Origin of the sequence: Nocardia barduliensis (assembly GCF_013315795.1) — a bacterium.
GTDB classification, from domain to species: domain Bacteria; phylum Actinomycetota; class Actinomycetes; order Mycobacteriales; family Mycobacteriaceae; genus Nocardia; species Nocardia barduliensis.
Window position 1 is genome coordinate 13,219 of sequence record NZ_JABLTE010000020.1, and the last position, 12,864, is coordinate 26,082.

Below are 12,864 nucleotides of genomic sequence, written 5' to 3' on the forward strand. Positions count from 1 at the left end.
TTGGTGTGCTTCCACCACCAACAGTTACTGAAAGAAGCGGAGCACACATGAGCATCAAGATCCTGCTGATCGTCATCGCCGTACTTCTGGGAGTGATCATCGGAATGGTCACAGCACTGCTTGCCAAGGTCCAAGGTGCCCATGCGGCTCGCGCGATCCGCGACGCCGGAGTCGGGTTCGTCGGCACCGTTACCCTCACCGCGCTCCTCATGGACCACCTCGACCTACTGTGACCGAGCTGGGCGGGTCGGTCTCTTTCGAGGCTGCGGCAGGTCCTAGTAGGTCACGGTCGAACAGAGTTGCCCACGTTACTAGCGCGATGGTCACCGATTCCGGGTACCACGACCACGCCTCGCGCAGTTTCGGAAGCGTGAGGTCCGGTGCGAGGCTGGAGCCCGGCGAATCCGATGCCTGGACCGTGGTCGGTGGGTCGGTACGCACCGTAGCCGCACACCCCGATGCCGTCCTTGGCTTTGCGTCCGGTCAGAACCAGGCTGGCCGCGAGGCAGTTCCGCACGAACCCGGCCTCGTTGTGAGCCTCGATCGCGGCGGTCCGCACCCCCTTTCGGATAAGGGTTCGATCAGATCGGCTTGGCTCGACAGGCGCGGATGGTGGACTTCGTAGTGCTCCATCAGGCTGTCGCCCCACCATGAGATTCGCAGGAACCGTCGACGCTACGGCGACGCGGACAATTCGGAGAACAGCTTCTGCGTGCCGCTCACGGCGGTGAGCGTACCGGTCGAATGCTCACAACTGGGCACTTCGCTGATCGAAAGGGCTTCGCGTCGACCAGGCGACGTCGTTGCTACGGTGAGGTCACCGATTGGATTCAGGTGCAAAGGATTCCAGGATGCGTGCAGGTAGCGAAGTCCCCGTGGCGGAGCTCGCGGGGTGGGTGTCGACGCGAGTGCCCGGCAATTGTCGGTACATACTTGGCATCGCTGGTCCACCAGCAGCGGGCAAGTCGACGCTCGCCCAGAATTTGGCCGCGGCGATCACCGCTGCACATGGGGTCGGTGCGGAGATCGCCCCGATGGACGGGTTCCACCGGACTTCGGCCGAGTTGGACGCTGCTGGCGCGCGTCACCGCAAGGGTCAGCCAGACACTTTCGATGTGTCCGGGTTCGTGGCCCGGCTGAAACTGCTGCGCGAAGCGCCGCTCGGTGAGCATGTGCCCTGGCCCATCTATGACCGTGAACTGCACGATCCGGTACCCGACGCGATCACGTTCGCCGATCAACAGATCGCGGTGGTCGAGGGCAACTACCTGCTGCTCGACCAACCCGGGTGGGTCGAGGTCCGCAGCCAGCTCGATGAGGTGTGGTACCTCGACGCTGATGACACCGTCATCGAGCAGCGGCTGACCGACCGACACCTGCTCGCAGGCAAGACCGCCGAGCAGGCGCACACCAAGATCACCGACAGCGATCTGCCCAACGCCCGCTTGATCGCGCACACCCGCGGCCACGCCGATACCGTGTTGCGCGAAACCTCCGGCAACTACCTCATCTGCGAAGTTCGCTGAGATCACGGGCCCAGTTGCGGGTGCCGAACGATCGACATGACAGCGTGGCCACCGCGGACGCGCGGGTGAGTGCGTCGATGAAGTCGCGGCTGCGGCTGTAGTAGGCGCAGAACGCACCGTGCAGGATGTCGCCAGCACCGAGGGTGTCGCCCTCGTGTACCGACGCGACTTCGATTGTGCCCTGGCGGGCTTCCTCGGCGTACACGATCGGGTCCGGCCCGCGTGTCACCGCCGCATGTTTCGGCCCGGCTGACCGAAGGTAGTCCAGGAGCACGGTGCAGTCGCCGTTGACGCCCGGTGGCGCGAAGGCCGTCGAGCAGATCGCGACATCGACCAGCGGCAGGAGCCGGTCGTGGACTGGCTTCCAGCGACCCGCGTCGAGGACGACCGGCACCCCCACCTCTCCGGCGCGACTTGCGATTCCCACCGCGAGATCGGGATGGTGGCCGTCCACGAGTACCACGGATGCCTGGTCGACACATTGGGCGAGGTCGGCGGTGAATGGGGCTTGGATCCGGGCGGCGTCGAGGCCGACGATGGTGCGGGACTGCGCGCCGAGCGCGACCACGATAGATGACACCGGCGGCTTGTCGGTGCTGTCGGGTGTCGCATCGAGGACCGTGACGTGGTGGTTGGTCAGATCGTGGCGCACGAGGTCGGCGAGCTGGTGGCGGCCGAGCGCGGTGATCAGCGTCGCAGACCGGCCCGACACGATCGCGCACGCGACCGCAGCGTTGGCTGCGGGCCCACCGGCACCCAGGAACTGATCCAGCGCTTGGGTCTTGGTGTCCTCGGCGGGATATCGGTCGACGGCGTAGGCGATATCGAGGGTGGACAGACCCACGAACAGCGCTTCGGGCACCAGGAGCTCCTTCGGGTCAGCGGATGAGCAGGTGTTCGAGGGCGGCGGTCTGATCGGAGTAGGTGCGCACGCTGACGACCGCGGCGAATTCCCGGTCGATCACCCGTTCCTGGAGGGCGGCCCAGTGCTTGGTCAGATACCAGCTGGCGCCGGTCGTGCCATGGGGGCCGAGCCCGGCGCAGAAGAACCAGTAGCGATCTGGGTGTAGCTGCGGCGCCGGGCGGACGCGGGCGATGATGCCGATGTTACGGCTGTCGTCGGAGCTGTAACGTTGACCGTCGGCGAGTTCCAGGTGTTCCAGATATCCCCAGGTGGAGCGCGGGTTGTCCTGGATGGTGAACAGCGGGTCGCTGCTGCTTTCGAGGTACATGTGGGTGCAGTCGTTGGAACTGAGCCCGAAGCTGATGTAGGGCCGGTCGCAGGCCGCCACGACATCACGATCGCTCTGGATATCGACGGTAATACCGTCGTGGTGTTGCACCATCGACATCACGTACAGCATCCCGCGGACGTCGTTTTCGGCCAGCGCGACCGGGACGTCGATGCGGTGGGCGGCGTTGAACACGCTCGCCCGTTTACTGAAGATGTGCTGACGCGGGATTCCTGCAGCCGCAAGCGCTTCGACCGAGCTCGTGGCCAGCTCGAAGGTGGGCACTACCAGCGTGGCGCCCCGGTCGACCATCTCGGCACCGAGGAAGGCTTCTAACCCCTCGTCGGCGGGGTTGTCACCAGCCGGGTGCGGGGCGGCGGCCGCGTTGGCCATCGAAAACAGTGCATGGATAGACCAGCCGGGGAACATCCGGGCCAGCACTCTGCGGTGGTGGTTCTGCGGCAGGCCCTTCATCTCGCCCGACATCCAGCTGTAGAAGGTTGCTCGGGCCGGTGGTTCCTCCCGGGCTGCGCTGCCGAGTTCGGCGGCGTGCTTGCGGTATTCGGCGCAGAAGTCCTTATGGCTTGCCAGATGCCGCTCGTCCAGCAACATCTTGAGCACGGTCCCCAATCATGTCCCCTTTTTCAGGTGTCGAGCTGTCGAGCTAGCGCACGATCCTATCGAGATCGGTGGTCCAGTGGACGGAATCGGACGGAACCAGACAGTTACGGACCGGTTCGGCGATGCGACTGGACCCCTTGAGCGCCAACACTTCTCGTACGTCGCGACGGGAAACGCGGTCCCGGGCGGCGGGGCATCGAGACGTTCGTCTGTCGCAGCCCGCACAGCAGGCTCCGGCCGATGATCCTGCGGGCAGCGCAGCAGGAGAGGAGAGACCTTGACCATCTGCATGTCCTCACCCGCGACGGGGCTGACGTCATGACCACCGCCGCGGATCCTGTGATCACTTGGCCGCCGTCACCGGAGTTCTGGTCGACCCTGTTCCCGGCCAAGACCGATGGTGCGGTCGCGCCGTACCTGTTCAAGGGCATCGTGCCGGCCGATCGGCTCGGTCCTGACGACGTGCTCGACGGACTGCGCAGGCTGCGCCGCGCGGCCGCCCACGGCGAGCCCACCAGCGCCCGCACCCGCGTCTACGTCGGCGAGGAGCGTCGCGACGAGGTGATCGACACCTTGCTGTCGGCGCCGTGGTCCGATGAGGACTTCGTCGCCTGGATGCAGCATCTCACCGGCGCCGAACGGTTCTCGCTGGTGATCAACAATTTGGAAACCACCTCCCCGAAGCTCGCGGAGGTGCTCGGTGAGCTGATCGGATCCGCCCACGCCGGATGGGGTGTGCCGATCGGCGGCAGCGAGCAGGTCGCCTTCGCCGGGAACTACGCGGGCACCGCGTTCGGCGTGCACGAAGGCTACGAGGATGCCTTCCTGGTGCATCTCGGCCCTGGAATCAAGCATTTCTACACCTGGTCCGGTGAGCTGTACCGGGAGTTGACCGGCGGCGACACGCCGACCTTCGGCGACTACACCGCGCTGCTCGAACGGGGTGAGCGCCACGACCTCGAACCCGGCGATGTGTTGTTCCTGCCGCGGCGGGTGTTCCACGTCGGGGTCCAGGACGATTTCTCGATCTCGGTGGCGGTCCCGCTCTACACCTACTCCGACACGCGCATGCTGGCCCTGTCGATCCTTCCGGCCGTGCTCGAGTCCGCCGTCGTCGACGTCGCCGAGGAGACCCCTTCGCCGATGCATTCGGTGACCGCAGGTCCCGGCCCGGTCGCCGCGGCCCTGACCGCGGCGGCCGCCAGCATGCTCGCCACCGTCTCGGAACAGCTGGAGACCAAGGTCGGTGAGCTGATCAGCGCGCGGTGGCGCACCCTGCTCAGCAACGGCGGCTGGGAGGCCGCTGAACACGACCTCGCCCGCGAAGACGCGGCGCGGGAGGCCGCGGCCGCACTCGCTGGCGGCGGCACCCACCTGCGCGTCGCGCCGCCGTACACGCTGCACGCCGATCCGGACATCGACGAGCACCTGCACCTCGGTGTCACGGTCCGCGGTCTGGTGCTGCGCGTGCCGGAGTCCCCCGCCTGGGGCACCGCGCTGGCGTCGCTGGCCAACGGTCACACCGTGCGCATCACCGACGACCTCGGAGGGGACACGCTGACGCTGCTGCTCGAAACCGGCGGCATCCAAGTCCTCACCGACCCCGACGCCGAGGAGTCGGCATGACCGCCTCGAAGGTCGCGCGCTATCTCGACGATCACCCCGACACCAAGGCCGCCATCACCAGTGTCCTGCTAAACCAGCCCGAGGTCAGCGGGAACGACCTGGTCGACAAGCACATGGCGCCGATGGTCGCCGCGCTGTACGAGCAGATCACCGCCGAGGTATCACCGGCAACGCTGACGAAAGACCAAGCAGCGCACTACATCCGGGAACTGTCGGTGTTCGCGCGCTACAACTCCGATTTCCTGCGCCAGGCCGCCGACACGGTGCAGGGCGGGTGCATGGAGCTGGCGCACGAGTTCCGCCGCAACCACCTCGAGGAGGGCGGGGAGCGAGGCAAGGTGCCCGCGCACTACACGCTCTACTCCGGGGCGCTGCTGGCCGATCTGGGCCTGCTGGTCAACGGGCACCTGCCCGCGCCGGAAACGCTCACCCTGGTGTCGCTGCACGACTGGCTGGTCATCGGCTCGTCGGTGAGCCGCATCTGCGGCGGCTACTACGCCACCGAGGGCGTAGCGATCGACGAAACCGAGCTGCTGCGCGCCATCACCGACCGCTACGCCGAACTCACCGTCGGCGCCGAAGCGAATCTGCCGCACCTGGACTACTACTACTCGCTGCACCTGGACGAGGGCCACGAAGCCGCGGCCGTGGACGGCCTCAGCGTCGAGGCTGCCCACATCGAAGGCATCGCACGGTTCATTCGCGAGTACCAGCTGTTCGGCCTGGACCTGCCACAGATCGTCGACGGCTGGCTCCAGATCCTCGAGGGCATGACGGCGTGGTGGTCGCAGCTGACCGACCGCGCCGCCACCCTCCGCTGATCCCCGCAGTAACCCACCGAAAAGAAGGAGAAATCGCCATGTCGCCGATGCTCAAGAGCGGTGTCCGCCCCGACGCACTCAAGGCCGGTGTTCGCCCCGACGCCGCGCTCAAGGCCGGTGTCCGCCCCGATGCCGCCCTCAAGGCCGGTGTCCGGCCGGATGCCCTCAAGGCCGGGCTGCGCCCGGACGCCTCCTGACGTCCAGGCACGAACACCCTGCGCGGGGCCACGCGACAGCACGACGCCAGCTCGTCTCGTGGCCCCGCCACCCTTTTCCAACTCCGATCGAGGCCACAGCTCGCGCACGCGCCACCGACAGCGGCTGCCATGGCCTCGTTCCTGAACTCAGCGTGGAGAACAGCATGACCATCGCGGCGCGCGAGTCCACCCGCCGACGCCCCTCGGCAGGTGCGTCCGGCCCGGTCCGCCGCGCCTTCGGCCCCGAGCTGATCGCGCGCATGGACGCCCTGTGCGCCCGCGGCCGCGCCGAAGGCCCCCTCGATCTGGCCCGGGACTATCTCGCGGCCGCCGTCACCGCCGCGGTCGGCATCACCGTCGGCCACCCGATCCTGACCGCGGTGTGCGTGATCTACATCGGGATCCGGCAACGGCACCTGTCGAACTTGACCCACGAGGCAATCCACACCAAGCTCACCCGCTCCCGCCGCGCGAACACCATCCTCGGGCACCTGAACTGCCTCGCGCTCGGTGAACCGTTCACCCCCTATCGGCGGTCGCACCGCATCCACCACGCCAAACTCGGCAGCCCCGACGATCCGATGCTGCGCTCCTACATCTCCCGCCGCGCCCACGCGCCCTGGCCGGACAAACGGGCCTTCGTCACCCACGTGATCATCGGCAACGCGCTGTGGCAGCTGCCCAAATACGGATTCCTCACCCTCGCAGGCAAGGCCGGTGACGAAACCTGGAAGGCCGCCGGAACCCGATGGGCGGCCTGGGCCGCCGTCGCCGCGGCGGCCGCCGCGCTCGGGCACGGCATCGACTTCGCGCTGTACTGGGCGCTGCCGCTGATCGTGGTGCGCCCCATCGTGACCTGGCTGACCGACCTGGGCAACCATGCCGGCCTGATCCACAACACCGACGTCATCCGCCAGACCCGCGGCTGGACCTCGCACGCGCTGACCCGGCACCTGCTCGGCGGCCACAACGACGACATGCACCACCCGATCCACCACTGGTTCCCCAACATCGGCTGGCGAGAGCTGCCCGAAGCCGCCACCATCCTGCGCGAGCACTACCACCGATGGGACGAGGTGCCCTGGTGCTCGGGGTACTTCTTCCGCCGCCGCGCCACCCCGCACATCCCCTGCGTGCTCGACGACATCGTGGCCACGCTCCACCTCCAGCTCACCGAACGCCAGCCCAACACCTGACTCTGCGGACGCCGCGCCGCGATAACGACCCCGAACAGGATCCGAATGTCTCTGCCTGTCAACAGTTTCGATGAATTCACCACGTTGCGTGAGGTGATCGTCGGCGAACCCCACGGCTACACCTCCCACGACGCTGATGCGAGTTTCCGCCTGTTCTACCTCGACAACGTCACTCCGACTGCGGCCGCCGGGAGCCGGGAGCTGGCGATCCCGCCGCAGCTGGTCGACGAGCTCGAGGAAGACGTGGAAGGCTTGTGCGCCGCGCTGGCCGAGGCCGGGGTGCGGGTGCTGCGTCCCGAGCCGGTCACCGAACGCACAGTGATCTGCTCACCCTGGTGGTCGGCCCGGGAGACGCCACCGCTGAACGTGCGCGACCAGACGATCATCCTCGGTGACACCATCGTGGAAACTGCCCCCCACATCCGGGGCCGGGTGTTCGAGAACGACTACCTCAAGCCCCACTTCTACCGCTACCTGCACGCCGGATCAGGGTGGATGTCGATGCCGCGGCCGGCGCTGGCGCGCCAGTCGCTGGACCCGAGCTTCTTCGACGGCCAGCCGGTCGACCTGTCGGCGGTCATCGGCGACACCGACACCCGCGTGCTGCCCGGACTGGGGCACGAACTGATCTTCGACGGCGCCCAATGCATCCGCCTGGGCCGCGATGTCCTGGTCAACGTCGCCAACACCAACCACGAACTCGGCCTGTCCTGGCTGCGGCGTGCCTTCCCCGAGCTGCGATTCCACCGGCTCGACGCCATCGCCGACAGCCACATCGATTCCATCGTGGTGCCACTGCGGGCCGGCCTGCTGATGCTGCGCTCCGCCGACTACCTCGACGCGCTGCCCGAACCGCTGCACGGCTGGGACATCGTCGTGCCGCCCGAGCAGGACGAGGACGCCTTCCCCGACTACAGCGACTTCGGCTTCAACCTGACCAGCCGCTACATCGACATCAACGTCCTCTCCGTCGACGAAGACACCGTCGTCGTGAACAGCTTGTGCCCGGATTTGATGCGCACCCTGGAGAAGAAGGGCCTGACCGTCATCCCCGTCCAGCACCGCCATCGTCGCCTGTTCGCTGGCGGTTTTCACTGTTTCACCTTGGACACGGTGCGGTCCGGCGGACGCGAGGACTACTTCGCATGAGCCGCGCCGCAGCCGGGATTACGCTGACTCCGCGGCAGACTATCGAGGTCAAATCCGATCTGCTGTATAAGATCCGAACCTTGTTGCGCGGCCAGGGGTTCGCCGAGGTCACCACCCCGACCTTCCGGCAGGCCGACGACCTGACCGGCAAACGCGCCCGCGCCACTGTGGGCGGCCGCGACGGGTGGCTGCGCAGCATGATCGGCCCCGCGTTGCGCTACCAACTCGCCCACACCCCGCGGGTGTTCGAGATCGGCGCCTGCTTCCGCAACGACCCGGCCGACCACACCCACCTCCCTGAATTCAGCATGCTCGACCTGTATGCCGCGGAGTCGAGCTACGACTACCTGATCGAGCTCGCGGAGAATCTGGTCCGTCTCGCACACCCCGGCGCCGCGCGGCGGATCTCGGTCGCCGAACACCTCGGCACCACCGTCGGCGTCGACCTCGCCCGCGAAACCCTGGACCGGCACACCGGCGCCCTCGCCGCCTACCTCGACCTGTCGGCCGATACACCGCTGCACGACCTGCTCGACGCCTATATCGCGGCCGAGCTGGAGCCACGTAGCGCCGGGATGGCCCTGTTCTTGGTCGATATGCCTCTCGGCGGCAACGAGCCGTGCGCCAAACTGCGTGAGGACACCGCCGCGGTGCTCAATCGGTTCGAGGTTTTCATCGACGGTGTCGAAGTCGTGCACGGCTACGAGGATGAGACCGATGCCGAAGCGTTCATCCGCCGCGCCAGCGCGATCGGCCTCTACAACCCCGAACAGTCGCTGGTGCAGAAGGCGATCCTCGCCGGTGCCGTGCCCTCCCGCAGCGTCGGGCTCGGCATCGGGATCGAACGACTCTGCATGGCCGCCACCGGCGTCCGCGACATCCGCCTGTTCCGGCAGTCCGCGACCTTCTGATCCAGGACGTGGCACACCTGCCACGTCCCGGACCGGCCGCTTGTGCTGCTCTAGGCTGGCCCGGCCGGTGCCCGGCCGTCACGGCCGGGTGCTGAAACCGCTTTGTTGACAATGAATTTCGAATAGAGAGGGGAACGCCGATGTATGAAGGTGGCTGCCTGTGCGGCCGGATCCGGTTCCGCGCCGACGCCGAGGCAAACTGGCCGCACCTGTGCTCGTGTGAGCACTGCCAGAAACTGGCCGGAGGCCCGGTCACAGCCTGGGTCGATTTCCCGCTCGCCACGTTCGCCTGGACCGGCAATGGCGGCGAGCCGACCTGGTACCACACCTACCCCACCACCAAGCGCGGGTTCTGCCCCAACTGCGGGTCACTCGTCGCCGCGATCGACGAAGGCGGCGACGCCATGGGCATCACGATGATGGCCCTCAACGACCACAGCGCGCTGACCCCGGTGCACCAGTCCTGCAAGGACAACGCCGTGCCGTGGCTGCCGGTCATCGAAACCGTCGACGCCGGCTCCTGACTCCGCCGATCGAATGGCCGCGCCGAGCAGTGGCGCTCGGCGCGGCCATCACGTTCACATGACCGTGGTGCGGTAGAGAAGACGCTGGTGGCGGGTGTGATCACACGGCGAGGCGGTGTGCATCGTGGCCCGGTTGTCCCAGATGACCAGATCCCCTACCGCCCACCGATGCGAGTACACGTACCGCTCGGCGGTCGCATGGGCATGCAGCCGATCGAGCAGGCTCGCCGACTCGGACTCATCGAGGCCGACGATGTTGCGGATGATCATCTCGCCCAGCAGCAGCGACCGGCGCCCGGTCTGCGGATGCTGCCGCACCAGCGGATGCACCACATCCGGCACCCGCGCCCGCTGAGCCTCCGTCAGCGGCACCTTCGCCGGGTTGTCAGCCGCTTGGCGTTCGAACAAATGCACCATCGAGTGCACCGCCTCGAGCCCGTCGACCCGGGCGCGCAGCTCGGCGGGCAGGTCATCGTAGGCCGCGGTCGTATCGGCGAACCGAGTTTGTCCACCCACCTCCGGCGCGATCACCGAGTACAGCAGCGACACCGAACTCATCGCCGGGCGAAACGACAGATCGGTGTGCCACTCCTGCTCGTTGTCGCCGTCGTACAGACCGATCGGCACGCCGTTGCGATGAATGTTGCTGATCGTCACGATCTGCGCAAAACCCGGCACCGTGAACTGATCCTGCACATGTATTTCCGGCTCACCGAACACTCTGCTCACCCGGATGTGGTCCTCGTGCGACAAGGCTTGATCCCGCACCACCAGGACCCTGTATTTCAGAAGATCGTCGATGAGGGAAGCCGAAACCGATTCCTCCAGCGGGCCGGACAGATCAATCCCGAAAACCTCAGCGCCGAATGTGGATGCCAACGGGTCGATATGATAGCGACTCACCGATGAATTCTAGCAAGAACAGCCCTGTATTCAGGCTCAAATCGGAGAGCCGGGACGGATGCTCCCCGGTGGCGGTAGATCTGCTCGAGATGAGGGTCTACTGCGGTCCGAGAGGAAAAATAGGATATCATTTCGCCATGACTCAGCCGATTCCGCTGAAAGAATCCGCCATGAACCGCGCACGGGTCGAATCGCTGGCCAGCGATCTATCACGCGTCGAGCCCGGCTTCGACGCCGAGGGGTTCGTCACCACCGTCATGGCGCAACTTCCACAGCTGGAACTCAAAGCCCGAATCGCCTGTGTCGCAGACGCTTTGGCGGATCACCTGCCCGCCGATGTCAGCACCGCGACAGCGATCGTGGTTGCCGCGCTGCCCCCGCACGACGATGCAACCTTCACCGGCAGCGACTTCGGTCTCTACACCTACGCCCCGTATTCCGATTTCATCGCCCGCTACGGATGCACCCGCGAAAACCTCGACTCCTCACTCAACGCGTTGAAAGAAATAACCAAGCATTTCACCGCCGAAGACGCGTTGCGCTATTTCCTCAACGCATACCCCGACGAGACGATGACAACTGTTGCGGAATGGAGTCGCGATCCCGACTATCACGTCCGTCGTCTCGCCAGCGAAGGAACACGCCCTAAACTTCCCTGGTCGCCCCGCATCACCCTCCCCCGTTGACGTCCCAATTCCGATATTGGACGAACTGTTCTCCGACGATTCTCGGTTCGTCACCCAATCGGTTGCCAATCACCTCAACGACATCACCGCTACCGATCCAGAACTGGTATTGACCACTCTGGGTCGGTGGCGTGAATCGCACAGGCAGCGCCCAAAGGAAATGGAATTCATCGTCAGGCAATCGCTGCGCACACTGGTCAAAAAGGGGCACCCCGGTGCGTTCGAATTCCTCGGACTGTCGATCACCCCGGCGGTCGATGTCGCAGAACTACGCCTGGACGCACCCGCGGTGGCCATCGGAAACAGCCTCGGCGTCGACTGCACCCTGCGGGCGACCGGCACCACCACCGAGCGCGTCGTCATCGACTACGTCCCGACCTACCCACGGGCCCGATCCGGCCACGGGGAAGCGATATTCAAAGGGACCACTCTCGACCTGAACCCCGGTGAATCCCGCACCGTGACCCGGACACAACCGCTGCGTTCAACAGCCAGCCGCAAACTCTCCCCCGGCACCAGCCGATTGCAGATCCAGATCAACGGCCGCCGAATCGCCGAGGCCGCTTTCGAACTGCTGCCCGCCAGGTGAAGGCACGACGGCGCTCGCGCGGGCCAACGGCAGCGTCGAACAGCGGAAACCGCCCGGAATCCGGGTGACCTCGGAATAGTCCACCGGGAACACCTCGATTCCCCGCGCATCGAGCTGCGCGGCGATCCGCTCGCTGCGCTCGGCGACGACCACCACACCCGGCCCCAGCGCCAAGGCGTTCACCTCCACCGCCGCAGCCTCCTCGCCGGTCACCGGGATCAAGTCGAAATGCGCTGCGAACCAACGCATCTGAGCATCGTCGAACACGCCCGGGTGCACGAGTGCCACCTCCGGCGCGACGATGTTGAAATGGTCGTCCAAGTGCACGATGCCACCGCAGGCGAACTCGATCGGCCGGACGGTGCGGTCGCTGCCGAGCCGGTCGAGCTGGTAGCGCAGCGCGTCGACCCCGGCCGGCGAGGTCTCCTCGCTCAGGCCGACCAGCACCAGCCCGTCGTGCAACATCACGTCACCGCCCTCGATCGTGCCCGCATCGAGATAGGCCACCCGCTCGATGCGCTCCACCAGACGCCGCACCCCCGCGAACTCCCCTTGCCGCCGCCGCGAGTGCAACCGGGACACCACGAACACATCGTCGACGACGAACCCGATATCGCGCGTGTAGTGCTGGCCGTAGGAGCCCGGCACCTGCTCGGCGAGCACCACCTCCACACCGCGGCCGCGCAGGAGATCAATGAAGCGGTCCTGCTGCGCGCGCACACGGACAGGCGAATACGGCCCCCATCGGCTGGTCTCGCGCTGGCGTGCCAGCACCGGATCCACCGACCCGGACAGATCCAGCGTGACCGGCCCAGCATGACGCATCACCACCGACCGCAGCTCCCCGAACTCGCTGTCCACCCCGACCCGTCTCACCCGAACT

At 66.5% G+C, this 12,864-nt stretch carries 15 protein-coding genes; 11 read left to right on the forward strand and 4 right to left on the reverse strand.

All coding sequences use genetic code 11. From position 1 onward, the window contains the following. Positions 1-47 precede the first annotated feature (47 nt). Both HOV91_RS11365 and HOV91_RS11370 read left to right on the forward strand, forming a co-directional pair. Positions 48-233 (forward strand): hypothetical protein, encoded by a 186-nt coding sequence (locus HOV91_RS11365; RefSeq protein ID WP_043738550.1) that lies wholly within the window; start codon positions 48-50, stop codon positions 231-233. Between the two features lie 618 nt (positions 234-851). Then, positions 852-1,526 carry a nucleoside/nucleotide kinase family protein gene (locus HOV91_RS11370; RefSeq protein ID WP_043738554.1) on the forward strand — a complete coding sequence of 225 codons (675 nt, stop codon included), beginning with the start codon at positions 852-854 and terminating at the stop codon, positions 1,524-1,526. On the opposite strand, the gene HOV91_RS11375 is transcribed toward HOV91_RS11370, so the two are convergent. Both HOV91_RS11375 and HOV91_RS11380 read right to left on the reverse strand, forming a co-directional pair. Further along, positions 1,507-2,388 carry a PfkB family carbohydrate kinase gene (locus HOV91_RS11375; protein ID WP_051047476.1) on the reverse strand — a complete coding sequence of 294 codons (882 nt, stop codon included), beginning with the start codon at positions 2,386-2,388 and terminating at the stop codon, positions 1,507-1,509. The two genes, HOV91_RS11370 and HOV91_RS11375, sit on opposite strands and share 20 nt — an antisense overlap. A gap of 16 nt (positions 2,389-2,404) precedes the next feature. Further along, entirely contained in the window at positions 2,405-3,379 is a 975-nt protein-coding gene (locus HOV91_RS11380; protein ID WP_043738557.1) for a hypothetical protein, read from the reverse strand. Between the two features lie 240 nt (positions 3,380-3,619). Between HOV91_RS11380 and HOV91_RS11385 the strand changes: the two genes are divergently transcribed. The 7 genes from HOV91_RS11385 (at position 3,620) to HOV91_RS11415 (ending at position 9,803) form a co-directional block, all read left to right on the forward strand. Next, entirely contained in the window at positions 3,620-5,005 is a 1,386-nt protein-coding gene (locus HOV91_RS11385) for a JmjC domain-containing protein (RefSeq protein ID WP_051047477.1), read from the forward strand. Beyond that, complete coding sequence (locus HOV91_RS11390) at positions 5,002-5,826, forward strand: DUF3865 domain-containing protein (protein WP_043738559.1); 825 nt, start codon at positions 5,002-5,004, stop codon at positions 5,824-5,826. Before HOV91_RS11385 ends, HOV91_RS11390 begins: the two co-directional genes overlap by 4 nt. 38 nt (positions 5,827-5,864) lie before the next feature. Then, the gene (locus HOV91_RS11395) at positions 5,865-6,023 is read left to right on the forward strand and encodes a hypothetical protein (RefSeq protein WP_169334582.1); all 159 of its coding nucleotides are present in this window, start codon (positions 5,865-5,867) and stop codon (positions 6,021-6,023) included. A 164-nt stretch (positions 6,024-6,187) separates the two neighbouring features. Then, on the forward strand, positions 6,188-7,219 hold the full coding sequence (locus tag HOV91_RS11400; RefSeq protein ID WP_245560546.1) for a fatty acid desaturase family protein: 1,032 nt from the start codon (positions 6,188-6,190) through the stop codon (positions 7,217-7,219). A 45-nt stretch (positions 7,220-7,264) separates the two neighbouring features. Next, on the forward strand, positions 7,265-8,368 hold the full coding sequence (locus HOV91_RS11405) for an inosamine-phosphate amidinotransferase 1 (RefSeq protein ID WP_051047478.1): 1,104 nt from the start codon (positions 7,265-7,267) through the stop codon (positions 8,366-8,368). Beyond that, positions 8,365-9,279 carry an amino acid--tRNA ligase-related protein gene (locus HOV91_RS11410; protein ID WP_051047479.1) on the forward strand — a complete coding sequence of 305 codons (915 nt, stop codon included), beginning with the start codon at positions 8,365-8,367 and terminating at the stop codon, positions 9,277-9,279. Before HOV91_RS11405 ends, HOV91_RS11410 begins: the two co-directional genes overlap by 4 nt. Positions 9,280-9,419: 140 nt before the next feature. After that, positions 9,420-9,803, forward strand: a complete 384-nt coding sequence (locus tag HOV91_RS11415) for a GFA family protein (RefSeq protein WP_051047480.1) — start codon at positions 9,420-9,422, stop codon at positions 9,801-9,803. 54 nt (positions 9,804-9,857) lie between these two features. Here HOV91_RS11415 and HOV91_RS11420 read toward each other — a convergent pair whose 3' ends face one another. Further along, positions 9,858-10,706 carry a TauD/TfdA dioxygenase family protein gene (locus HOV91_RS11420; protein WP_063711451.1) on the reverse strand — a complete coding sequence of 283 codons (849 nt, stop codon included), beginning with the start codon at positions 10,704-10,706 and terminating at the stop codon, positions 9,858-9,860. 137 nt (positions 10,707-10,843) lie between these two features. Between HOV91_RS11420 and HOV91_RS11425 the strand changes: the two genes are divergently transcribed. Further along, a complete protein-coding gene (locus HOV91_RS11425; RefSeq protein WP_051047481.1) occupies positions 10,844-11,392 on the forward strand; it encodes a hypothetical protein in 549 nt (182 codons plus the stop codon). Between the two features lie 160 nt (positions 11,393-11,552). Continuing rightward, complete coding sequence (locus tag HOV91_RS11430; RefSeq protein WP_157227896.1) at positions 11,553-11,981, forward strand: YhaZ family DNA alkylation repair protein; 429 nt, start codon at positions 11,553-11,555, stop codon at positions 11,979-11,981. Here HOV91_RS11430 and HOV91_RS11435 read toward each other — a convergent pair. Then, positions 11,877-12,857 (reverse strand): dimethylarginine dimethylaminohydrolase family protein, encoded by a 981-nt coding sequence (locus tag HOV91_RS11435; protein WP_312884566.1) that lies wholly within the window; start codon positions 12,855-12,857, stop codon positions 11,877-11,879. The genes HOV91_RS11430 and HOV91_RS11435 overlap by 105 nt on opposite strands. Positions 12,858-12,864 lie beyond the last annotated feature (7 nt).

Excerpts from the sequence above, each read along its gene's own strand:
- HOV91_RS11365 (WP_043738550.1), top strand. The coding sequence starts at position 48 with ATGAGCATCAAGATCCTGCTGATCGTCATCGCCGTACTTCTGGGAGTG.
- HOV91_RS11370 (WP_043738554.1), top strand. The coding sequence starts at position 852 with ATGCGTGCAGGTAGCGAAGTCCCCGTGGCGGAGCTCGCGGGGTGGGTG.
- HOV91_RS11385 (WP_051047477.1), top strand. The coding sequence starts at position 3,620 with ATGATCCTGCGGGCAGCGCAGCAGGAGAGGAGAGACCTTGACCATCTG.
- HOV91_RS11390 (WP_043738559.1), top strand. The coding sequence starts at position 5,002 with ATGACCGCCTCGAAGGTCGCGCGCTATCTCGACGATCACCCCGACACC.
- HOV91_RS11395 (WP_169334582.1), top strand. The coding sequence starts at position 5,865 with ATGTCGCCGATGCTCAAGAGCGGTGTCCGCCCCGACGCACTCAAGGCC.
- HOV91_RS11400 (WP_245560546.1), top strand. The coding sequence starts at position 6,188 with ATGACCATCGCGGCGCGCGAGTCCACCCGCCGACGCCCCTCGGCAGGT.
- HOV91_RS11405 (WP_051047478.1), top strand. The coding sequence starts at position 7,265 with ATGTCTCTGCCTGTCAACAGTTTCGATGAATTCACCACGTTGCGTGAG.
- HOV91_RS11410 (WP_051047479.1), top strand. The coding sequence starts at position 8,365 with ATGAGCCGCGCCGCAGCCGGGATTACGCTGACTCCGCGGCAGACTATC.
- HOV91_RS11415 (WP_051047480.1), top strand. The coding sequence starts at position 9,420 with ATGTATGAAGGTGGCTGCCTGTGCGGCCGGATCCGGTTCCGCGCCGAC.
- HOV91_RS11425 (WP_051047481.1), top strand. The coding sequence starts at position 10,844 with ATGACTCAGCCGATTCCGCTGAAAGAATCCGCCATGAACCGCGCACGG.
- HOV91_RS11430 (WP_157227896.1), top strand. The coding sequence starts at position 11,553 with ATGGAATTCATCGTCAGGCAATCGCTGCGCACACTGGTCAAAAAGGGG.